The 23012-nt window shown below is 39.7% G+C and carries 16 protein-coding genes and 1 tRNA gene; 7 read left to right on the forward strand and 10 right to left on the reverse strand.

The window, feature by feature from the left end:
• Positions 1-294: 294 nt before the first annotated feature.
• The 4 genes from F777_RS0102630 to asnS all read right to left on the reverse strand — a co-directional run bounded on the left by F777_RS0102630 (position 295) and on the right by asnS (position 4233).
• Positions 295-645 (reverse strand): hypothetical protein, encoded by a 351-nt coding sequence (locus F777_RS0102630; protein ID WP_026750685.1) that lies wholly within the window; start codon positions 643-645, stop codon positions 295-297.
• A 481-nt stretch (positions 646-1126) separates the two neighbouring features.
• Positions 1127-2350, reverse strand: a complete 1224-nt coding sequence (locus F777_RS15475) for a site-specific integrase (RefSeq protein WP_051408382.1) — start codon at positions 2348-2350, stop codon at positions 1127-1129.
• A gap of 213 nt (positions 2351-2563) precedes the next feature.
• Positions 2564-2639: transfer RNA gene (locus tag F777_RS0102640), tRNA-Phe, on the reverse strand.
• A 142-nt stretch (positions 2640-2781) separates the two neighbouring features.
• On the reverse strand, positions 2782-4233 hold the full coding sequence (gene asnS / locus F777_RS0102645; protein ID WP_026750686.1) for an asparagine--tRNA ligase: 1452 nt from the start codon (positions 4231-4233) through the stop codon (positions 2782-2784).
• A 301-nt stretch (positions 4234-4534) separates the two neighbouring features.
• Between asnS and rho the strand changes: the two genes are divergently transcribed.
• On the forward strand, positions 4535-6235 hold the full coding sequence (gene rho / locus F777_RS0102650) for a transcription termination factor Rho (protein ID WP_235785966.1): 1701 nt from the start codon (positions 4535-4537) through the stop codon (positions 6233-6235).
• 130 nt (positions 6236-6365) lie between these two features.
• Here the strand turns inward: rho and F777_RS0102655 are convergent, their stop codons facing one another.
• The 6 genes from F777_RS0102655 to F777_RS0102680 all read right to left on the reverse strand — a co-directional run bounded on the left by F777_RS0102655 (position 6366) and on the right by F777_RS0102680 (position 15997).
• Positions 6366-7844 carry a calcineurin-like phosphoesterase C-terminal domain-containing protein gene (locus F777_RS0102655; protein WP_026750688.1) on the reverse strand — a complete coding sequence of 493 codons (1479 nt, stop codon included), beginning with the start codon at positions 7842-7844 and terminating at the stop codon, positions 6366-6368.
• Between the two features lie 11 nt (positions 7845-7855).
• Positions 7856-9292: a SusD/RagB family nutrient-binding outer membrane lipoprotein gene (locus tag F777_RS0102660; protein ID WP_026750689.1), complete on the reverse strand. Its 1437-nt coding sequence runs from the start codon at positions 9290-9292 to the stop codon at positions 7856-7858.
• A 47-nt stretch (positions 9293-9339) separates the two neighbouring features.
• Positions 9340-12552, reverse strand: a complete 3213-nt coding sequence (locus tag F777_RS0102665) for a SusC/RagA family TonB-linked outer membrane protein (RefSeq protein ID WP_026750690.1) — start codon at positions 12550-12552, stop codon at positions 9340-9342.
• A 146-nt stretch (positions 12553-12698) separates the two neighbouring features.
• The gene (locus F777_RS0102670) at positions 12699-15089 is read right to left on the reverse strand and encodes a S9 family peptidase (RefSeq protein WP_026750691.1); all 2391 of its coding nucleotides are present in this window, start codon (positions 15087-15089) and stop codon (positions 12699-12701) included.
• Between the two features lie 84 nt (positions 15090-15173).
• The gene (gene nadD / locus F777_RS0102675; RefSeq protein ID WP_026750692.1) at positions 15174-15743 is read right to left on the reverse strand and encodes a nicotinate (nicotinamide) nucleotide adenylyltransferase; all 570 of its coding nucleotides are present in this window, start codon (positions 15741-15743) and stop codon (positions 15174-15176) included.
• Between the two features lie 26 nt (positions 15744-15769).
• Complete coding sequence (locus tag F777_RS0102680) at positions 15770-15997, reverse strand: FeoA family protein (protein WP_026750693.1); 228 nt, start codon at positions 15995-15997, stop codon at positions 15770-15772.
• A 72-nt stretch (positions 15998-16069) separates the two neighbouring features.
• Here F777_RS0102680 and ybeY point away from each other — a divergent pair, with 72 nt between their 5' ends.
• The 6 genes from ybeY to F777_RS0102710 all read left to right on the forward strand — a co-directional run bounded on the left by ybeY (position 16070) and on the right by F777_RS0102710 (position 23010).
• On the forward strand, positions 16070-16501 hold the full coding sequence (gene ybeY / locus F777_RS0102685) for an rRNA maturation RNase YbeY (RefSeq protein WP_026750694.1): 432 nt from the start codon (positions 16070-16072) through the stop codon (positions 16499-16501).
• 3 nt (positions 16502-16504) lie between these two features.
• A complete protein-coding gene (locus tag F777_RS0102690; RefSeq protein WP_026750695.1) occupies positions 16505-16924 on the forward strand; it encodes a hypothetical protein in 420 nt (139 codons plus the stop codon).
• Positions 16925-16962: 38 nt separating this feature from the next.
• Positions 16963-17196, forward strand: coding sequence for a CAP domain-containing protein (locus F777_RS0102695; RefSeq protein ID WP_026750696.1), 234 nt, complete (start codon positions 16963-16965; stop codon positions 17194-17196).
• Between the two features lie 108 nt (positions 17197-17304).
• Positions 17305-17877 (forward strand): hypothetical protein, encoded by a 573-nt coding sequence (locus F777_RS0102700; protein WP_026750697.1) that lies wholly within the window; start codon positions 17305-17307, stop codon positions 17875-17877.
• A gap of 26 nt (positions 17878-17903) precedes the next feature.
• Complete coding sequence (mnmG, locus tag F777_RS0102705) at positions 17904-19772, forward strand: tRNA uridine-5-carboxymethylaminomethyl(34) synthesis enzyme MnmG (RefSeq protein WP_026750698.1); 1869 nt, start codon at positions 17904-17906, stop codon at positions 19770-19772.
• A 94-nt stretch (positions 19773-19866) separates the two neighbouring features.
• Positions 19867-23010, forward strand: a complete 3144-nt coding sequence (locus F777_RS0102710; RefSeq protein ID WP_026750699.1) for an amidohydrolase family protein — start codon at positions 19867-19869, stop codon at positions 23008-23010.
• Positions 23011-23012: the final 2 nt, after the last annotated feature.

Here is a 23012-nt window from a genome sequence, read left to right on the forward strand (position 1 = left end):
GTCAGAAATTACTAACAAGATTGTTAAATAGATATATATAAGGGGGTAGTATGAATATAGAGATTTTTCTTTGAATTTCAAATTAAAGAGATAGGGGTAAACTCCCTTGTAACATTATAATTAATTTTAGACTAAGCATTATTATATCATAAATAACCGAGTTCCAAGAATAGTTACAACTTGTCTACAAGGTTTCTCAAAAACTTAAATCTCAACACTTCTGGAAAACTCAAAAGATTACCTATTAAAGTTAATATCCGAAATAGCTAATCTTCAATTTATAATTTCTTAGATCTAGTTCTCCTCGTTTCGAGAACTATCTTTATTTGCCATATAAATAGTTGCACAAACTGTTCCAAGCACAAGAAGACCAAAAAGAAACCATCTAAAAAGATTGCTTCCCTTTATGGGTGGTATCTCATCGGGTGAAAGAAGCGGTGTGGATATAATTGATGGAACAAATACCCTTGGTTGTTCAATTGGCTTTATTTCAATACTGGAATTGTTTGGGTCAGGAATCTTTGGCAGAAAATCAAAAACTATATCTTCAAATAATATCATTAGAATATTTTTAGAGTTGAATGATTTATATTCGGTTGTTATCGAAAACAATGTAGCCATAAGAACTAACCATTCGAAAGTCATATCCGTCAATTTGTGATGTACCTGAAATGATGGTCCAGTTAATCCGTTGCTGCCTTAGAATATTTACATCAAATACGCTATCACCAAACAAAACATGACATTTTCTTTATAAAGCTTGTATTCGATTTAACTCAGCCAAGACTATAGTTTTTGTGAAAAAGAACATCCTTCTTGGCTCAATGGAAATCGACGATAATCTAAGAGGTGTGTTAAATTATATTTAGCGTTATCCATTAACTCCGCTTTATTCACATTTAAATATTGCATCATGATTTTTGTTCTTTCTCCCGGTAAATTTTACTCGTGCGTCTTCCCTTTGCTTTTTCAGCAATTGCATTTCTTAGCCTTTTGTCTTTACTTCCATTACCGGAAAACGGATAAAACTCGATTTCTCGCTTTTGTCTAATTTCAGATATTTTTCTTTTTGAAATTTTTAAAATGTTGATGACATCATGATACTTCCGGAAAAGTATGGTAACGTTTACTGAAAAAGTTTTTTTACATGATTCATTTCGCCCTTCACTTTACTAGCAACAACTTTAGCATATAGCTGAGTATGCTTTATCGAACTATGACCAAGCATTTTCGAAACAGATTCTAATGAAACACCATTACTAAGTGTAACAGTTGTAGCAAATGTGTGTCTTCCTAAGTGAGTTATTAATGGTTTTTGAATACCAGCTAATTCACCTAGCTTTTTTAGTCCATCATTAAATTTTTGGTTGCAGGGAATCTTCCATTCAAAATCCCGGAAATCATCTGTTTTAGAATACTTCATTAATATGGCTTCTGCTTTTGGAAGTAGTGGAACAATGCTGAGCATATTATTTTTAGTTCGAGTGTGTTTAATGTAGAAAGAGCCATCATTATCTTGCTTAATATACTTTCGACCCATTTTTTTAAGATCACTGTAAGGTAGTCCAGTAAAGCAAGCAAATAGAAATACATCTCTTTTCAGCTCTAACGAGGGCGATAGTTTTTTTAATTCTTCCAGTAATTTTATTTCGTCAATTTCCAGAAAATCTCGAGTTACTTGCTCTCTTTTCATGACATAACTATCGAATGGATTTTCTTTAATTATCCGATTTTTTACCGCAGGTAATAAGATAGACTTCAAGCATGCTAAAAGTGCAGAAGTAGAATTGTGACAGTTTTTCTTTTCTCTTCTCATATACTGGTAAAAACCATTGATGAAATCAATATTAATCTTGCTCACTGGAAAACTTTTACTGTAATATTTATGTGCAAGAAAATCATTTAAGTAATTTTTAGTTCTATTAAACTTGTACCAAGTAGTACGTGATATACTTATCCCTATTCGCTCTTTTAATTCCTTCATTTTTATTTCCATGTATTCTTGAAGTGTTTGGGGTGGGGCGGTTTTCCCTTTCATTTCATCGATGAGATCATCTAGGGTAAATTCCTCCCCTAAAAACTTTAACCGATTAAAGTGGTGCTCTGCATTCGACAAAATTTTGTGCAAGTGATGGTTGATGGTACTTGCTGAAGAATGTTTTAGATTGACCATACGCTCGTCCCTCATCCACATATCGGGAGGACAAGTAAGTCCTGTAAAAACATCTTTGCGTTGTGCTCGATAAATTACTCTGAAAACGATGGGAGACTCTCCATTTTGGTAGGCTCGGCTTGCCTTTAGCATAAAATTAAAGTGAATCTCAGTGGGGCCTTTTTTGTTTGTGCTCATATTTTTCTGTTTAAAGGTGTAAAAATCAAATAGTTACATCGAATTCAGAGTCGCTATATGAAGCAGAAAACAGCAAAATAAAACAGGGTAAAAGGAGCACTTTTTGTACTCCGCAAGTGCTCGGCAATAGTGCTTTATTCTGCACTTAATTGCCTTTTATTGCAAACAAAAAAGCCTGACAATCAATGTTTTAGTTGATTATCAGGCTATTACTGGTGGTGTGGGCCGGGATCGAACCGGCGACACAAGGATTTTCAGTCCTTTGCTCTACCGACTGAGCTACCGCACCTTTAGTCGAGTAGTCCCGATTTCATCGGGATCAAGAATATCTGGCGCTCGTTACCTCGCTTGATATTCTATGAAATTTCCCCTTCGGGGTTGCAAATATAAGGAGTGGAACGGTTATTCACGCATTATCCACCATTTTTTTCTTAGAATTCGCAATTCTTTGGTGTTCTGGCGAATGGAATCACGTCTCTGATATTGGTCATACCCGTTACAAACTGCACCATACGCTCAAATCCTAATCCAAATCCGGCATGTGGTACGGTTCCAAAACGACGGGTATCTAAATACCAGCTCATTTCTTCCGCAGGTATATGCATGTCTTTCATGCGGGCTTCTAGTTTGTCTAATCGCTCTTCTCTCTGTGAGCCGCCTACAATTTCTCCAATACCTGGTGCCAGAATATCCATTGCCGCTACCGTTTCTTTTCCGGGTTCACATCCGTCGTTCAGACGCATATAGAAGGCTTTGATTTTGGCTGGATACCCTGTAACAATCACGGGCTTTTTAAAATGCTTCTCAACCAGGTAGCGTTCGTGCTCACTCTGCATATCTATTCCCCAGCTTACTTCGTACTTGAATTTTTTCTTTTTGTATGCCGGACTATCCAACAATATCTGAATGGCTTCTGTATAAGTGATTCGTTCAAATTGATTGTTGATAACAAAATTCAGTTTTTCTAACAAGCCCATTTCCGCTCTCTCGTTCTGTGGCTTCTGTTTTTCTTCTTCTGCCAAACGCTGGTCTAAGAATTCCAAATCTTCTTTGTTATGCTCCATGGCATAGCGAATCAGGTATTGAATAAACTCTTCTGCCAGATTCATATTGTCTTCAATATCATGGAAAGCCATTTCAGGCTCAATCATCCAGAATTCAGCCAGGTGGCGGGTTGTATTAGAATTCTCTGCTCTGAATGTGGGCCCGAACGTATAGATTTCTGAAAATGCCATTGCACCCAACTCTCCTTCTAACTGACCACTCACGGTTAAATTGGTGCTCTTACCAAAAAAGTCTTCGCTATAATCAATATTACCGGCTGCATCTTTTGGTGCAGATCCATCCATGGGCAATGTGGTTACTCGGAACATTTCACCAGCCCCCTCTGCATCACTTGCCGTGATGATGGGTGTATGCAAATACACGAATCCTTTTTGATTAAAGAACTGGTGTACTGCAAATGCCAATGAATGTCTAATGCGGAATACCGCACCGAATGTATTGGTACGAAAACGCAGATGTGCTTTCTCTCTTAAAAATTCAAGACTATGTTTTTTCGGTTGGAGCGGGTACTTCTCTGCATCACTGTCTCCGAGAATCTCCAAAGTTGCCGCTTTTACTTCAATGGTTTGCCCTTTACCTACAGAAGCTACCACTTCTCCGGTTACTTTTAAAGAAGCGCCAGTGGTAATCCGCTTTAGCGTTTCTTCATTTAATAACCCTAATTCTACAACTACTTGTAAATTATTATTCGTACTGCCATCGTTCAATGCCACAAACTGATTGTTGCGAAACGTGCGCACCCAACCCATTACCGTTACCTGATCGCCGGGTTTTCCACTGGCTAACAGGGTTTTAATCTTGATTCTTGTGTTAAACATGCCGCAAAGATAACCAAACGAGGCTTTTGAAGGGAGATTCAATGGTTTTTAGACTTAGTTTGATCATTTTTATCAGATAAAATCGTTGGTTTTATCAATATTTTGTAACATTGCATTGGAAAAACTGCTGATAAGTCGATTTTTTTGCGCACTTAAATTTCAGTTACTCTCTTTCCAAATCAACCCATTTAGCCTTTCTGAGTTTCATTTCCTTAGACAGGATTAACTTTTTTTATCGTTTGAAATTGATACCCCCCAAACAACTTTTCTATTTATGTATGACATTCTCCAGTTAAATGACATGCTATTACCAGAACTTCTGGATGTAGCGGAAAATTTAAAAATCACAGGTGCTAAGAAATTAGACAAACAAGGATTGATTTACAAAATCCTTGACTCGCAGGCCGTTCAGGAAAGCACTGCAAAAGAAGGTGCCGCTCCTAAAAAAGCCGGAAGACCTAAAAAAGCGGTTAACATTAAAACCTCTACTGGTTCAACCGAAGAGGCAGAAGTGATGGAAGATGCACCAGCTGCCCCAATTGCCAGAGCTGCCAAAGCGGCTCCAGCTGCTGCTCCTACAGAGAACGCCAATCGCGGCGAGAAAAAAGCCAACGAAGAGGCTGGACCTAACAGACCCATTCGCAAAGCCATGCCTCCTAAAAAAGGTGCTGGACCAAGACCTCGTTTGGAAAAACCTGAAACTGAAGGTAAATCTGAAGAATCTAACGAGACCGATCCAACCGCTAATATAGCTGCTGCCATTATTCAAACTTTGGAAGCAAGCGAAAACAATGGGGATCAAGCACAGGCGCCTGAGACTTCTTTGCAACAAGAACGTCCAAGACACCAACATCAGCCGAAAAAGGAACCTGCGTTCAATATCGAATTCGAAGGAATTATTCCAGGAGAAGGCGTTTTAGAAATGATGCCGGACGGATACGGCTTCCTTCGTTCCTCTGATTACAATTATTTGTCCTCTCCGGATGACGTATATGTTTCTCCTTCTCAAATAAAATTATTTGGATTAAAAACAGGGGATACTGTTACGGGATCTGTTCGTCCACCAAAAGAGGGTGAAAAATATTTCGCTTTATTAAAAGTAGATTTCATCAACGGAAAGCGTCCGGATGAAGTAAGAGATCGCGTTCCTTTTGATTATCTAACACCATTGTTCCCATTTGAGAAGTTGAATTTATTTACTTCACCTTCTAACTATAGCACCCGTATCATTGACCTATTTACCCCAATTGGTAAGGGACAACGTGGATTAATTGTGGCGCAGCCTAAAGTGGGTAAAACCATGTTGCTCAAAGAAGTGGCCAACGCCATTGCTGCCAACCATCCGGAAGTGTATTTGATGGTTGTTTTAATTGACGAACGTCCGGAGGAAGTTACCGATATGGAACGTAGTGTAAATGCAGAAGTAATTGCCTCTACTTTTGATGAGCCAGCAGAAAAGCATGTGAAAGTTTCTTCAATTGCTTTACAAAAAGCAAAACGTTTGGTAGAGTGTGGACACGATGTAGTCATCTTATTAGATTCTATTACTCGTTTGGCCAGAGCCCACAACACGGTTGCACCTTCTAGTGGTAAGGTATTGAGCGGTGGTGTGGAAGCAAATGCTTTATTGAAACCTAAACAATTCTTTGGTGCTGCACGTAAAATTGAAAACGGTGGTTCACTAACTATCCTGGCTACTGCCCTGGTTGAAACAGGTAGTAAAATGGACGAAGTAATCTTTGAAGAATTCAAGGGTACTGGTAACATGGAATTACAGCTGGAAAGAAAGCTTGCTAACAAGCGTATCTTCCCTGCCATTGACTTAGTGGGCTCTTCTACACGTCGAGATGATTTATTACTTGATAAAGAAGTGTTACAACGCATGAATATTCTTCGCGTTTTCTTAAACGATATGAATGCAGAAGAAGCAATGAACGAGTTGTTGAAGCGCATGCGCGGAACCAAGAACAACGAAGAGTTCTTAGCCAGCATGAATCGATAATTTTTCTGCGAGAATTTTTCGCGAAACCGTTAACCTATATAATTGACAAGGGCACCGCTAAAAAACGGTGCCCTTTTTTGATGTCTGCCCCCAGAAATCAACTGCTTATAACCAGTGTGCAAAGGCAGTTTTAGAGAAGAATGGATTCTTCAAATGATTTTCCAAAACGATCTGTTGCACGTACGGTAATTTTTTTTGCTCCCGATGATGGCTTAATAAAAAACAAATGATCCGTTAAAGTAGGTTCTACAAACTTGTGTTTTTGCGGAAGCGAAGGACCCTCATACAACTCAACCGCCCAAGGGTCTTTGGCCACTCTTTGGATTGGAGCCCCTTTGGATTTACCATCTTCCCACCACTCAACTTTCCATTTGGTATCCCAATTCCAAATATTCACTGCAATTTCTTCAGGATTGTTTTTGTCATATCCTTTCGGATAGATTCTTAACTGATGATTGATGTCTTTGTCTGTACTCTTATAGTACCAACGAATATCTGACCCATTTACTTCATACACTCCATAGCCCCTGGGTGTGCCATCTCCACAGATAGGGCCGGTCCACCAGGCACCACAAACGGTTCCGTGATTATGTTCCATGATATTGCCTTCCTCCCAGGATTCATTGAAATGGGTATGGCCCGACATGATATGGACTTTGTAAGGCGCCAACAAACTGTAGAGTTTTTTTCTGTTAGATACAGTTCCGCCAAAATCCTCTTCTTTTTTGTTTCGTTTGGGCGCCCCTGTATAGGTTGGGATATGAACATTCACTACTACAGTTGTGCCTGGCGCTACAAACTGAAGATCTCTCTCTAACCAAGCCAACTGCGTTTCCGTAAAATAACCAATGTATTTTTTAGCCGTTCCAATAAAAAACACATCGTCTAAAACTACATAGTGAATAGCGCCCCTGTTGAAGGAATAATAGGTAGGTCCAAATTGCTCCTTGAATGTTTCTGCTGAATAATCATCTGTTCTGGAATTTAAATCCATATCATGATTTCCAATCACATTAAAGAATGGAACACCTGTCATTTCAATGGCTTCTTTGTAATCCTTAAAGTATTCAAACTTGTCCCATACCAAATCTCCACAGCCAATTCCATGAAACAAGGTATTGGTCGGGTATTGCTGCATCAGTTTTTTAAAATCAGGAACAGTTGTGGCTTTCAGTTGTGCACAATCATCAGCAGAAATCATTTGAGTGTCTGCCCACACAACAAAATTGTGCTGCTGATCATCTACCGATAATTTTTCCAAAACAAAATCATGAGAAAAAGTTCCACGCTTTCCTTTTACGGACACAAAAAATTGAGGGATATTATTTTTATGTGTAAACGCATAACCCGCTGGGGTACTGATATATACAAAGTCAGCATTTTCTTTTACTACAAACTCATACTCTCCGTTCTTATTGGTTTGGTAAACACCTATTCCATCTGTTACACTTACTCCTGCTATACCCTTTCCATTGCTTGTTACCTTACCCCTCACCAACAGCTGATCCTCTTTGTTGAATCCTGCGTTTCGGGTTTCGGCCATCACCGAAGGCAAAGCAAATATGCCTCCGGTGAATCCTATATTTCTTAAAAAATTTCTTCTTTTCATTGGTTGTTATTTTATTTCTCCCACCACACTTTAATATTGATATTGTCTCCGCCCATGGCTTGTACTGCCTGATTGTAGTTTTCTGTATTGGTACTCTGTACTGCTGGTGGGTATCGATATCTTACAGGCATAATTTTATTGTTCAACATTCCATCAGACACTGGCATTACCGGGAAGCCCGTTCTTCTGTATTCAAACCATTGTTGAAAATCGGTAAAGTACAATGCATAATATTTTTGCAGCATAATTCGCTCCAATGTATTGTTGTATGCAGCTTTTGCATTGGTAAAATAATCCGCTGGCATAACGGCACCCCACTGCTCAACCGAAGCTTTTACCCCTCTCTCATAAGCAGCTTTTGCCGCTGCAGTATTGTTGTTCCTGAATTCAACCTCAGCTCTTATGAGTTCTACTTCTGCATAGCTCATCAACACCACTGACATGGGTGCGGTAACCAATGCGATATTTTTATTGGATGGAACATAATCGAACTGGTTATCGCTTCCTGCATATCCACTCGGGATACCCTTGTATCCTATATTGGCATTATTGAGTTTGTTTCTCGCCTGTGTTAACCATCTGGCTCTTCTGGGATCATTAAAATCATTCAGGTTGTCGGTGAAAAATAAACCAGCAGCACGGAATGTAGTAAAATCAATGGCCCTGCCCCAGGGAGAAACAAAGGGAGTAACACCGGATAACTTTAAAATAGCCGCCTGATCATTGGAAGTAAACACCGGATATTTCACCGGATTGTCAATGATAGTTTTCAATTTAGCCAGCGAACCCATTTCGGTTCTTTTGCTCAGACGCAATAACAAACGCATCTGTAAAGAATTGGTAAACCGTTTCCAGTTGCTCACGGTATTCGCATACAACATATCTGTTCCAAAAACCATGGGTCTTGTGGTTACATATAAATTGTTGGCAGAATCCAGATCCGATAAAATTTTCTCATACACTTTTTGCTGTGTAGTAAACTTTGGCCTGAAGATTCCTTCGTCACCCTTTGTGGCTTCTTCCATAGGAATATCACCAAAGCAATCAGTAAGTGTTGAATAAATCATAGCGTTCAAGGTCATCGCAATGGCCTGATAATTCGGGTCTTTTTGTTCTACTGCCGAATTGTACATTTCCTTCACATTCGTTAACCAGCGATAATAAGTAGTCCAGGTAGAATTGCCTGCTGTTTCTGTAATATCATATCTGTGAACACCTCCCGCCACACTTGGGAAGGGCAGCATATCCTGCATCAGGTTAAATGTAAAGTCGTCGGCCTTACGCATATTGAAGGAAGACACTTCATAAATAATCGGATTCAATAAAGTACCCGGGCTGATTTTATTAACACGATTCGGATCGGTATTCACCGATTCAAAATCCTTGGTACAAGATGCAGCAAACAGCAGCATCATTATAGATAAGGAAACAGATAATATATTTTTCATAAAATTTTTTGTTGTTGCGTGAAATACTATTACAATTAGTTTGTCAATTAAAATTTAACAGTGATGTTGGCACCAATGGTTCTGCTCGATGGCAATTGACCCATTTCTACACCCGGTAAAATAGTTGCTCCATTTAATGCTGCGGTTTCCGGATCAAAAACCGGGAAGCTGGAAATCATCAACAAGTCTCTTCCGTAAAGCGCAACACTTACTTGCTTGAAGAATGATTTTCCTAAAAGGGTTTTAGGGAAATTGTACTCTAATCTTGCTTCACGCAGTTTTAAATAAGAAGCATCAAATGAATTGGATTCAACATTGGCTCTTCTGTAATAATCTCCGTAGTAATCTACCGGCAATACTTTGGTAGTATTGGGTGAATAGGATTTGTCAGGGTTCTGAACAACTCCAACGCCAATAATATAATTCTCTTCACGACCAGGCAAGCTTGATTTTAGTTTTCCCTGTTCCATCATTTTGTGATGACTCTGAGAATAAATCATACCGCCCAGTTGACCGTCCACTAAAAAGCTGAATCGATAGTTTTTATAAGTGAATTCATTTCTGATACCCCCTTTCCAATCTGCATACGCAGATCCGATGTATTGAATTTCCTGCGGACGAGCGGGAAGGCCAGTTGCGGCATTATAAACAATCTGTCCATCCGGTGAACGCAAAAATCCAAATCCATAAATATCACCGGTTGTACCTCCTACTCTTGCCTGAATGGTTGCATTACCTCCATAGCCTATATCCTGCTTGCCTTCCATTCCTTCTGCCAGTTCTAGCACACGGTTCTGATTTTTTGCCCAGGTTAAAATAGAAGTCCAGCTAAAGTTTTTCTTCTTGATAATGCTACCGGTTAATACCACTTCAATACCGCGGTTTCTAACTGCTCCTGCATTCAGGACCGCTCTGGAATAACCGGTTGTTGGGTCCATTGGAACTTCAAGGATCTGGTTTCGGGTAGTATTGCTGTAGTAAGTAAGATCCAGATTCAATCTGCTTTTGAACAAACGAATATCCAGACCTGCTTCATAGTTGGTAGAAATTTCCGGTTTAAAGTTCACGTTGTGTAATAGCGTTGGTACAGAACCAGAACCCGGGAATGGACTGGTACCATAGTATTTGCTGGTTTTATACGGATCGGTATCGTTACCCACCTGAGCTGCAGATAAACGAAGCTTGGCAAATGTAATAGATGCCGGTAAGCGTAAGATATCACTCAGGATTACACTGGTATTAATAGAAGGGTAAAAGAAAGAATTGTTTTGAATGGGCAAAGTGCTTGACCAGTCATTTCTTCCTGTTACATCTACAAACCACTTATTCTTATAAGCAAAAGACGCTGTTCCATATAAGCTGTTGACTTTTTTATTTCTGGCCACATTCACTACTTCTGGTGTTCCTACTCCATTGCTCAACATATAAACACCAGGAATCACCAGGCCAATAACACTGGCATCCACTCTGGAATATTTTGTACTCATGGCATTGCCACCTACAGAAGCGGTTACATTAATATCAGAACCAATTTTATCCTTATAGGATAACAGGAAGTCTGTATTGATTTCATAGTCCTGAATATTTTGTTCCTTATAAAATCCTCTTAAATAATTGGCTGATGAATAGGGTCTTTGTTGCTTTCTGATTTCACTGGAAAAATCAATACCAGAGCGCAACATTAAATTGAACTTACTATTGAAAGTGTAAGTTGCTGCCATATTAGCCAGGAAGGCATTGCTTCTAACGCCATTGGTCATTTCATACGCAATCAGGTAAGGGTTATCAATAAAGCTACTGAAGGGGTGTACCTGATCTATTTGTTCCTGTCCTTTTTTCCAGATGGGTCTGTACCAGCTAAGGTCTACATTAGGATTCTGGAAAATCATGAAATAAGCAATCGACTGGTTGTTGTAACCAGTTGCAGGCAAATTGTCACTGGTTTTATTCGTGTAGTTTACTTTAGAAACAAAGCGCAATTTCTCAGACACTTTCTGGCTAACACTTAATGCTGCAGTAACTCTTTCAAAACCGGTGTTCGGCATGATCCACTCATTTTTAGAATGGGTTAGTGAAGCTCTTACCGAACCGTTTTCATTTCCACTTTCAATAGAAATATTATTGGTAATAGTAGAACCTGTTCTCCAGAAACCTTTGATATTATTGGGTTGAGCCACCCATGGACGTCTTTCTGGAGATTGACCTTCTACTGTTGGGTCGTACTGAAAATACATTTGACCATTGAATCTGGGACCAAATGCACTACTGGTTCCACTAGTACTGGCTCCGTCAGCAGAAGCCCCATAACTATAATATTTTTCACCGGCAGCATTTAAACCTCTTCCCGTACCCTGACCGTATTCATATTGATAATCCGGCCATCTTAATACTGTATTGATACTTGCATTAGTATTAACCGTTACGCCGATTCCTTTGTCTTTTCTTGCACCGGATTTGGTGGTGATTAGCAAAGCACCATTTGCGGCCCTGCTACCATACAATGCAGTAGCACCTGGTCCTTTTAACACCGTGATGCTTTCAATATCATCGGGATTGATATCTGAAATTCCATTTCCGAAATCAACGGGAACATCTGAACCAGAGCCGGCTCCATAAGCATTGCCTACTCCTGAACTGGTTCCGCCACCATTCATGGGTACACCATCCAATACAATCAGCGCGTTGTTTCCATCCGGATTCATAGAAGCGTCTCCTCTCAATGAAACCCTCACAGATCCACCCGGACCCGATCCCGCAGAATACAAATTCAATCCGGCTACTTTACCCGATAAGGAACTTACCCAGTTGTTGGATCGGGCATCCAACACATCTGATTCTTTCATCGTTTGTGCGGCATAGCCCAATGCTTTTTCCTGTTTTTTAATTCCAAGGGCGGTTACCACTACTTCATCCAACTCACCCTCCTCCGATTTCATTCTGGTTACCATTTGCTGTGGGTTTTTGGAAACAGTAATGATTTGCTCAGCGGAAGCAAATCCAACAAATGAAAATTTAATCGTGTATTTATTTCCAATGGTTAATTGCTTTACTATATAAACACCTCTCTCATTGGTAGTGGTTCGTTGACTGCTGTTGGCGTTGTTTTGCAATACCACCGTTACCCCTTGTAAAGGATCACCTTTTTCATTCAATACAGTACCAGTCAAGTCTCTGGTAGTCTGTGCAAATACAATGGATGAGCTGGCCAACACCAATAAAAGTGTTAACGAGATCATCATTGTGTTAAATCCGTTTCTCATAATTAGTATAGTTTTTCTGGCGCGAAACTATACTGCAATAAAAAGAGCCGCTATACCAGCGGCCCTTCTTAATCATTTGATAATGATTCGTTCACTTTAAGATAACTTTCCGTTCACGATTTGGTAACATGAATTACAGTTCTACATTATTTGCTTAAGTGTGTATCAAACAATTTTAATATCCGCTTATACTCATCTGTCCAGCTACTGGGTTCTACAAAGCCATGATCTTCCATTGGATAGACAGCCAACTCCCAATTGTCTTTTTTAAGTTCAATTAGTTTTTGTGATAAACGTACCACATCCTGAAAATGTACATTCACATCTACCATACCGTGGCAAATCAATAAATGATTTTTTAAACCTGCCGCAAAGTTGATAGGAGAAGATTTTGCATAAGCAATAGAATCCTGTACAGGTTCATTTAAAATATTGGCCGTATATCCATGATTGTAATGTGCCCAATCGGTTACAGGTCTTAATGCTGCACCTGCTTTGAATACATCAGGGGTAGTAAACAATCCCATCAAAGTAATAAAGCCTCCATAAGAACCTCCGTACAATCCAATTCTATTTTTATCAATGCCATAATTTTTTACCAGGAATTCTGCGGCATCCACGTGGTCGGTTAAATCCTTTCCTCCCATATGTCTGTAAATGCCCGTTCTCCAGTCTCTTCCATATCCGCTGCTGGCTCTGTAGTCTATATCTATTACAGTATATCCTTTATCTGTCAGCAAATTATTAAACATATATTCTCTGAAATAACTGCTCCACCAGTAATGCACATTTTGCAAATAACCGGCACCATGTACAAAAAACACCGCAGCTCCGTTTTTCTTTTCTGGTGCGGGTTCATAAATTCTTGCATAGATGGATTGTCCGTCTCTGGCTGGTATAGTAGTTACTTTGGGTTCTTTCCAGTTGTAACTTTTAAATTCATCGCTCATGGAAAGATTGGTAACCTGAATGGGTTTTTTACCCGGAGCATTTTCCTGCACATACAATTCCCAGGGCTTATTAATATAAGAGTAACGATACGCAATCCATTTTTCATCAGGGCTCATGCTTACTTCATAGCCGCCTTCCCATGGAGTGATTCTTTCTTTTCCTGTTCCGTCAATTTTAATTCGGTACCAGTTTTGTTTTCCGGGATGGGTTTCGTTGCTCAGCAAATAAAAATATTGTTTGTTCTTGCTTAAGCGCAATTCCTGCACTTCATAGTTTCCTGAAGTAAGTGCTTTCTTGCTCTGTGTTTTGGTATCATAAATATATAAGTGGGAATAGCCGGTGGCTTCACTTTGAAAATAAAACAACTCATTGTTTACCCAGCCAATTCTGGTTCCGAAATTCCCTCCGCCAATGCCAGGACCCGCAATCCAGGCTTCGTCTCTTTGTCTGTCGATGGGAACCAATTTTCCGGTAGCCGCATCCAGTTGCATGATCCATCTGTCTTTATTGTCCTGTGAACGGATATCAACAATGGCATAAGTTCCTGTTGCATTCCAGTAAGGTCCGTATATGGCAACCGGTCTGCTGCTTGGTTTTTTGCCTTCGTATCTTTTCGGATAATCTTTTGCGTAATCAGGTAAATCCTGAATGCCCGGTATGGCATCTGTTTTAATGAGCATCAAAGTATCGCGTTGTCTGTCCCAAACATAAAATTCAAACCTGCCCAAAGCGTTGCCTACTTTGGTTCTGGTATTCAGATCTGTGGTATAACCAGATTCTGTAACATAATCCGGAACAATGGTGGGTTTGTTTCCGGCTGGTGCCTGATACAAACGATAAGTTACAAAACGTGCATCAGGACTAATTTGCAGGCCCTGCATCATTTTGTCTCCTGTGGCAATTCGCTTGATGGTATCGTTATAAACAATTCTGTTTTTTGCGAGATACTCATTGCGCAGATCTCTTTTTTCTTTTCTTTCTTTCAACACTTCAAATAAATCTAGTTGTTGTTGCTGCAACCATCCGTTCTGTGTTAGGGTGTTGATGGGAGCTGAAGAGCGATTGAAATTTCCGCCAGTTGTACTCCCCCCGCTACCAATATTGGTTAACTGCATCAGTACACCCGATTTGGTATGCCAGGCAAAAATGTTTCCGGACTTGTTAAATGCAATCCACTCGTCGTTTAAAATAAAGGAAGGATTAAACTCCTGTTCTTCTGTTTGCGTTACCCTTGTTGTTTTGTTTGTTTTTACATCTGTCCAGTATATATCTCCACGAAAACCATATACCATCTGTGTTCCGGCCGCACTATACACCGCGTTGCTAAGTGCATTGTTTCTTTCAAGAATATTGGCATTCGCTTTTTCCGGTGCAGTTGCATTGATGGCAAATGCATACAATGAATCGGAAATATTTTTCTGAGGATTCCAGTTAAAGTAAACCGTTTTACTATCATGGCTCCAGATAGCATTGGAGGGAGAAGTGCCCATCCATTTTGGATCGCGCATAATATAGTCGACCGTTAAAGACTGGGAATAACCGGCATGTACAAAAGCCAGCGAAAGCAATAGAAATATTTTTCTCATACTCTTGGTTTAGAGAATAAATCTATTGTATTCTGTGTAGGAATAATTTTCTGGACCGCTGTTTTTTATGAATGGATAAACTGCCTACTTATAGTAATGATTGGCTTCAATATATTCCCTTACTTTTTCGGGAACCAGGTACTGTATGCTTTTTCCTTCTTTGATATTGTTTCGGATATGCGTTGCAGAAATAGAAAGCATGGGGGCATCCAGCATCACCGCTTTTGCACCATCGGGAATGGTTGCAGAAAATCCGGGCCGGTTATAAATCACAAAAGAATATTCGGCCAGAAGGATAGAAGCATTTTTCCATTTATGAATATTCTGAAAACTATCTGATCCTAAAATAATCGTGAATTCGTGTTGCGGATATTTCTCTTTTAAATATACCATCGTGTCAATGGTATAAGAGGGTTTGGGTAATTTGAATTCAATATCCGAAGCTCTCAAACGTTCATCGTCTTCAACGGCCAACGTTGCCAGGTGTAGTCGGTGGTACTCACTCAACAAACTATGTTCCTGTTTAAATGGATTCTGGGGCGACACTACCAGCCAGAGTTGCTGCAAATCGGTTTCATTTAATACATGACTGGCAATAATTAAATGCCCCGTATGTATAGGATTGAAAGAACCGAAGTAAAGGCCGATTTTCATCTAAGTGGCTGATTATCAATGTTTTATTAAATATCTTCCGTCACGAAGATACTATTTGCCTCGCTTAAACGTAAGCTTAGGCGGTAACCGGAAACACAAATAGAGATTGGGTCTCCCAAGGGGGCAATTTGCTCCACTTTTACCTTTTCGCCTGGTACACAGCCCATTTCCATCAGCTTTATAAAGATCTCGTCTTTTTCAAATGAGTCGATAATTCCCTTTTCTCCTGCTGATAACTCAGACAATCTTTTCATATTCGCAATTATATCATAAAGGTAAACCCTCCCGTATTGGTTTTGTTACGAATTTTGGAGTAATCAAATACTATGGCTAAAATCAATTTCAGGAGCGGAGATCGCCCATTTATTTTCCCGGACAAAACCGGACTCAAATCCTTTATTGAAAGCCTCTTTAAAAAAGAGAAAAAAGAACTGGGGGAAATCAACTATATCTTTTGTTCCGATGAAATGCTTTTGAAGATTAACCAGGATTTTTTACAGCACAATTACTACACCGATATCATAACATTCGGTTTACAGGAGCCAGGTCAGCCCATTGAAGCCGAAATTTATATCAGTATTGACCGGGTAAAAGACAATGCCATTCAACATGGGGTTAGTTACGAGAATGAAATGAAACGGGTGCTCTTTCATGGAGCGTTGCATCTTTGCGGCTATAAAGACAAAAAGAAAAGTGAAATTCAGGAGATGAGGGCAAAAGAGGACCAGTATTTGCAGATGATAGCCAAAAGAAAATAATCAATGCGCTGGACTGTTTTTGCTTTCTGCTTTCTATTGAATCTCGCTTTTACAACATACACAACTAAAGCCCAGGGATACAGCCAGGTAGTATTAACGGATATTCCCTTTGAGCCAACCATTACCATCAAGAAAGAAATAAAGGAAAGACTGGAACGAAATCCGGTTTTTCAGGCTTCAGACCGCATATCCCAATCATTTATGTATTGGGTAAACTATTCCAGACTTTTTCCAAAAGAATTCAGGGACTCAGCCCTGATACCTTATTTACAGCAACAGCCCAGACTAAAGGGTAAATACACAAATAGCTTATTGGAAACATTGGACAAAGCCAATGCCCTTCCATTTTTAGATCCGGAAGAGAAACTAAGTAAAGCAGCCCGTGACCATGCAAAAGATATTAAAAGGAACGGGGGAGCGTAAGCCACCGTTCATCGGACGGCTCCAGCTTTGGAGACCGGATGAGAAAAGTAGGGTACAGAGGCTGTACGGCAGAAAATATTTCCCTGGGAAAGGACAGTTGGGGATTAAGCTCCCTGCTCTTGCTTTATCTCGACATCAACCTTCCCGACCTGGGCCATCGAAAGAATCTTTTGAATTCTAATTATAGAAAAATGGGGGTTGGTTCCCTCCAACTAAACGGAGATCAAACACTTATCGTGCAAGAACTGGGCTGTGAGGAGATCAATAAGTAAGGTTCCACGAATCCCCGTTTCACACCGGAACATCCTTGTTCCACGGGCAACCGTTTCACCATGAAACAATTTTACGTGTGTTCCACGAATCACATTTACCTTTGGGAAATGAAAGGAACAGACAATAAGAATGAAAAGAGAAAGTGGCAGGTTGCCTTCAGGCGCTTTGTACTTGAAGGAAGCCCAAGCGAACAATATGCCCCTTACTTTGGACTACACAGAAAAGCACTGAGGGAATGGTTTGAAACCCAGTTTACAGGGGGCCAAAGCTGGGAGAACTTTGCAACTGCCTGGCAATTTGAACACGTGATTCCTGTTTCCTTTTTTGATACATCCAAGGAGGATGAACTAAAACTATGCTGGAACTTCTTAAACATAAGGGTGGCTTCACTGGAGGGAAATGGAACTTCAACAGACTTGACTTTTGCTAAAGCCTATTTTGAAAAGCTCTATGCAGATACAGGATTTACGGAGGCAGCAAAGTTTATTGCAAAAATTGAATCCATCACAAACAATAAGAGCTTGGAATTAACCGATCAGCAATTGACGTTTATTCAATCCAATATAAGAGACCTGGAAGCAATACCTGGTTTTAACAAAGAGGAATACGTGCAGTACCTGGAAACGGAATCTGCCCAGGCAATTCTTACAGAAAGAGAAATCCTAAAAAAATTCGGTTAGGGGGATTCCTATAATATCTTTGCACCATGTTTTCAAAATACGATGTAATTGTTGTAGGCGCGGGTCATGCTGGTTGTGAGGCCGCCGCTGCTGCTGCCAATCTGGGTAGTTCTGTTTTGTTGGTTACCATGAATATGCAAACCATTGCACAAATGAGTTGCAACCCGGCAATGGGAGGTATTGCCAAAGGACAGATTGTTCGTGAGATTGATGCACTCGGTGGATACAGTGGAATCATTACCGACCTAAGTACCATTCAATTCAGAATGCTGAATATGAGTAAGGGGCCGGCGATGTGGAGTCCAAGAGCGCAGAACGATCGTATGCTCTTTGCTGCGAAATGGAGAGAGTGGTTAGAGAAAACGCCCAATGTAGATTTTTACCAGGACATGGTAAAAGAGATCATTATTAAAAACAATAAAGCCTGTGGAGTCATTACCGGCCTGGGTCATGAAATCATGGCGGAATCTGTGGTGGTTACCAGTGGTACATTTTTAAATGGAGTAATTCATATTGGAGAAAAACAATTTGGTGGTGGACGAGTAGCTGAAAAAGCAGCGACCGGAATTACCGAACAATTAGTTGCCTTGGGTTTTGAAAGCGACAGATTAAAAACAGGAACACCACCCAGAGTAGATGGCAGAAGCCTTGACTACTCCAAAATGGAAGAACAGAAAGGAGATGAACATATTGTTGGTTTTTCTTATATGAGTGTTCCGCGAGTTAAGGCTGAACAACAAAGAAGTTGTTTCATTACTTATACCAACAATACCGTGCATGATTTATTGAAAACAGGTTTTGACAGATCTCCCATGTATCAGGGAAGAATTGAAGGAGTGGGTCCAAGATATTGTCCAAGCATTGAAGATAAAATCAGCAGGTTCGCAGACAGAGATCGTCACCAGTTATTTGTGGAACCAGAAGGCTGGGATACAGTAGAAATATACGTTAACGGATTTTCTACCTCTCTGCCGGAAGAAGTACAGATGGCCGCATTGCGTCAGGTACCTGGTTTTGAAAATTGTAAAATTTTCCGGCCCGGTTATGCAATTGAATATGACTATTTTATGCCTACACAATTAACGCATGCGCTGGAAACGAAACAAATCAGCAACTTATTTTTTGCCGGACAAATTAATGGTACAACAGGTTATGAAGAAGCAGCCTGTCAAGGTTTGATAGCAGGTATCAATGCACATCAGAAAGCAAAAAATAAGGAACCATTTATTCTGCAAAGATCAGAAGCCTATATTGGTGTATTGGTAGATGACCTTATCAATAAAGGCACTGACGAACCTTACAGAATGTTTACCAGCAGGGCCGAATTCAGAACCCTGTTAAGACAAGACAATGCCGATTTAAGATTAACAGAAAAAAGTTTCAGAATTGGACTAGCATCAGTAGATAGAATGAGAGCGGTTTCTGATAAAAAAACTCATGTGGAAGAGATCAAGAAAACCATGAGCAATTTTGCTGTTGAGCCAGATTTAATCAACCCTTATTTTAATTCCATACAATCTGCTGCCTTAACAGAAAAACAAAAAGCCGCTAAAATAATTCTACGTCCTAATGTTACATTGGAAAACATGAAACAAAATTTACCGGAGTTAGCAGAAAGTTTACAAAAATATTCTGAAGACGAATTACTACAGGCCGAGATTCAAATTAAGTATGAACGCTATATAGAAAAGGAACAACAATTAGTAGACAAAATGAGCGATCTGGAAAACATGAAAATTCCAGCTCAGTTTGAATATGATAAACTATCCGCTCTTTCCAATGAAGCCATGCAAAAATTAAAAAAAATTCAACCGGCTACTTTGGGACAAGCCAGTAGAATCAGTGGGGTAAATCCAAGCGACATTCAAATCCTAATGGTTTATATGGGAAGATAATTCCTCTTCATCCATTCATCATATTAAAAAAACCAAAATTCCTTAAAAGGGACAATTTTAGTAGCTTTAGAATCCTACTAAATCGACCTAACTTATGAGAAAAATGAAGTTATTGTTTTCTTGTTTGGTACTCACAACTATGTTGCGAGCCCAGGAAACATTTCCGGTAAATGGTGTGGCAGATAAAAGAGATGGCTGCTATGCATTTACAAATGCCACAATTGTTAAAGACGCACAAAACACGATTGCCAACGGTAGTCTTGTTATTAGAGATGGAAAAATTATTGCAGTGGGAACGAATGTGTCCATTCCCAAGGATGCAGTAGTAATAGACTGCAAAGACAAATTCATCTATCCTTCCTTTATTGATATCTATTCAGATTATGGAATGCCTCAGGTTCAACGTCCAACAGGTGGTGGCTTTGGTGGACCCGCTCAATTAACCAGCAACCAAAAAGGAGCATATGGCTGGAACCAGGCAATCAAAACAGACGTGAATGCTTACAAATTATTTAGTGTGGATGATGCCAAAGCTAAAACACTAAGAGAAGCAGGATTCGGAACTGTACTGACACACCAACGAGATGGTATTGCCCGTGGAACAGGAACCGTGGTTACATTAGCTAGCGAAAAAGAAAACTTTGTAATTGTAAAAGACAAGGCAAGTGCACATTATTCTTTTAGTAAAGGAAGTTCAACTCAAACATATCCTTCATCCTTAATGGGATCCATTGCTTTGCTACGCCAAACCTACAATGATGCAGCTTGGTATAAAAACAATCCGGAAGCCGCAAACAAAGAAGGCTATAATATTACTTTAAAATATTTTAACGATCAGCAAACCCTTCCTCAAATTTTTGAAGCACAAGATAGAGGGGTTGATCTATGGAACTTAATGAGAGCAGACAGAATCGGAGACGAATTTGGTGTTCAGTATATTATTAAAGCAACCGGTAAAGAATATCAACGCATTAAAGAAGTGGCTGCTACCAAAGCCCCACTAATTGTAAACCTGAATTTCCCTCAGGCGCAGGATGTAGAAGATCCCAATGATGCAAGATTGGTTTCTTTGGCCGATATGAAAAACTGGGAATTAGGTCCAAGCAATCCTGCTGCTATAGAAAAAGCGGGTATTCCCTTCTGCTTAACTACTGCTGATTTAAGAGATCCTAAATCTTTTTTAGCCAATCTTAGAAAAGCAATGGAATATGGATTGAGCGAAAAAGCCGCAATGGAAGCATTAACCAAAACACCAGCTACCTGGTTAGGCATTTATGATAAAGTAGGTAGCATTGATGAAGGCAAGATGGCCAATTTCATGATTACCAGTGCTCCGGTATTTTCTGAAAAAGCAGTCATTTTACACAATTGGGTGAATGGTAATAAATATGCTGTAAAAGAAGACGCCTGGTATACCATTAACGGTAACTATAAGTTGACTGTACAAAATGCAGAGGGAACACAAGAATATAGTTTAGAAGTTAAATCAAACAACTCAGCAACATTGGTTGGAAAAGATACCATGGCGGTTCGTTTTACTTATGATGGCAAAAATGTAAAAATAAATTTTGCTCCTCAACAAAGAAGAGCAGCAGGAGCAGGCAGACCTGGAATGGGCGGTGCAGCAAATGCTACAGCTACGCTCCCTCCAAACGCAAATAAATTAAGCGGATATTCTAATGGTAAAACCTGGAACGGAACCGGTGTTGATTCACTGGGCAATGCAGTTACCTGGTCTGCTGAACAAATTAGCCTTACAACTGCAAAAGCAGAAGAAGCCAAACCAAAGACTGCACCCAAAACAGGAAAGTCTTTCTATCCTTTTACCGCTTTTGGTAACGACGAAGAAAATATTCCAAAACAAGAAACCATCTTATTTAAGAATGCAACTGTATGGACCAGTGAAAAACAAGGAAAACTGGAAGGTACAGATGTGCTGGTTAAGAACGGGAAAATTGCAAAAATTGGTAAGAACCTGTCAGAAGCTGGTGCCAAACAGATTGATGCAACGGGTAAGCACTTAACAGCGGGCATAATTGATGAACACTCTCACATTGCATCGGCTTCAACGAATGAAGGCGGTCAATCAGTAACTTCAGAAGTTAGAATGCAGGATAACCTGGATCCGGATGATATAAATATATATAGACAATTGAGTGGTGGGGTAACCAGTTCTCATATTTTACATGGATCTGCCAATACCATTGGGGGACAGACCCAATTAATTAAACTTCGCTGGGGTACAGATGATAAGGGTTTGATGTTTGAAGGATCAGATCCGTTTATCAAATTTGCCTTAGGTGAAAACGTAAAACGTTCTTCCTCAACACAGGGCAATGTTAGATTTCCCGATACTCGTATGGGAGTAGAACAAGTATTGAACGATGCATTTAACCGTGCAAAAATTTACGAAGCTGCTAAAAAAGAACACGAAGCAAATAACAAGAAAAAAGGTGGAGTTCCCACTACATTCAGAAAAGATCTTGAATTAGAAGCCTTGGTTGAAATCATGAACAGCAAACGATTTATTACCTGTCATAGTTATGTGGCGAGTGAAATTGTTGTGGCCATGAGAGTAGCTGAAAAATATGGTTTTAAGGTAAATACATTTACCCATATTCTGGAAGGATACAAAGTGGCTGATAAAATGAAAGCACACGGTGCCGCAGCATCTACCTTCTCCGACTGGTGGGCATATAAAAATGAAGTACAGGACGCTATACCATACAATGCAGCCATTATGCATAAAGTAGGTTTAAATGTTGCCATCAATTCTGATGATGCTGAAATGGCGAGAAGATTAAATCAGGAAGCAGGTAAAACCGTTAAATATGGTGGTGTTTCTGAAATAGAAGCATTAAATATGGTTACCATCAATCCTGCAAAAATGTTGCACGTAGACAATAGAGTGGGTAGTATTAAAGAAGGAAAAGATGCAGATCTGGTTCTTTGGTCAGCACATCCACTGAGCATTTATGCAAAATCATTGTATACTGTAGTAGACGGAACCATCTTTTTTGACAGAGCAAAAGACGAAGCTATGCGCAAAGAAGTAAAAGCAGAACGTACGCGTTTGATTAATAAAATGGTAGGTGAAAAAAGAGGCGGGGCAGCTGTTGCTCCATTTACTCCTAGCTACAAATACATTCATACCTGTTTAGACCATGGTCATAAATTAGGTTTACTGGAAATTGAAGCTGGTGAAGAAGAAGAATTGGAAAACAATAGCAACCACTAAAA

It is taken from the genome of Sediminibacterium sp. C3, from assembly GCF_000508085.1.
Classification (GTDB): domain Bacteria; phylum Bacteroidota; class Bacteroidia; order Chitinophagales; family Chitinophagaceae; genus Sediminibacterium.

Excerpts from the sequence above, each read along its gene's own strand:
- F777_RS0102670 (WP_026750691.1), bottom strand. The coding sequence starts at position 15,089 with ATGAGAAAAATATTTCTATTGCTTTCGCTGGCTTTTGTACATGCCGGT.
- F777_RS0102630 (WP_026750685.1), bottom strand. The coding sequence starts at position 645 with ATGACTTTCGAATGGTTAGTTCTTATGGCTACATTGTTTTCGATAACA.
- F777_RS0102655 (WP_026750688.1), bottom strand. The coding sequence starts at position 7,844 with ATGAAAAGAAGAAATTTTTTAAGAAATATAGGATTCACCGGAGGCATA.
- F777_RS0102710 (WP_026750699.1), top strand. The coding sequence starts at position 19,867 with ATGAGAAAAATGAAGTTATTGTTTTCTTGTTTGGTACTCACAACTATG.
- rho (WP_235785966.1), top strand. The coding sequence starts at position 4,535 with ATGCTATTACCAGAACTTCTGGATGTAGCGGAAAATTTAAAAATCACA.
- asnS (WP_026750686.1), bottom strand. The coding sequence starts at position 4,233 with ATGTTTAACACAAGAATCAAGATTAAAACCCTGTTAGCCAGTGGAAAA.
- F777_RS0102660 (WP_026750689.1), bottom strand. The coding sequence starts at position 9,292 with ATGAAAAATATATTATCTGTTTCCTTATCTATAATGATGCTGCTGTTT.
- F777_RS0102700 (WP_026750697.1), top strand. The coding sequence starts at position 17,305 with ATGAAAGGAACAGACAATAAGAATGAAAAGAGAAAGTGGCAGGTTGCC.
- F777_RS0102695 (WP_026750696.1), top strand. The coding sequence starts at position 16,963 with ATGAGAAAAGTAGGGTACAGAGGCTGTACGGCAGAAAATATTTCCCTG.
- F777_RS0102690 (WP_026750695.1), top strand. The coding sequence starts at position 16,505 with ATGCGCTGGACTGTTTTTGCTTTCTGCTTTCTATTGAATCTCGCTTTT.
- F777_RS0102680 (WP_026750693.1), bottom strand. The coding sequence starts at position 15,997 with ATGAAAAGATTGTCTGAGTTATCAGCAGGAGAAAAGGGAATTATCGAC.
- ybeY (WP_026750694.1), top strand. The coding sequence starts at position 16,070 with ATGGCTAAAATCAATTTCAGGAGCGGAGATCGCCCATTTATTTTCCCG.
- mnmG (WP_026750698.1), top strand. The coding sequence starts at position 17,904 with ATGTTTTCAAAATACGATGTAATTGTTGTAGGCGCGGGTCATGCTGGT.
- F777_RS15475 (WP_051408382.1), bottom strand. The coding sequence starts at position 2,350 with ATGAGCACAAACAAAAAAGGCCCCACTGAGATTCACTTTAATTTTATG.
- F777_RS0102665 (WP_026750690.1), bottom strand. The coding sequence starts at position 12,552 with ATGAGAAACGGATTTAACACAATGATGATCTCGTTAACACTTTTATTG.
- nadD (WP_026750692.1), bottom strand. The coding sequence starts at position 15,743 with ATGAAAATCGGCCTTTACTTCGGTTCTTTCAATCCTATACATACGGGG.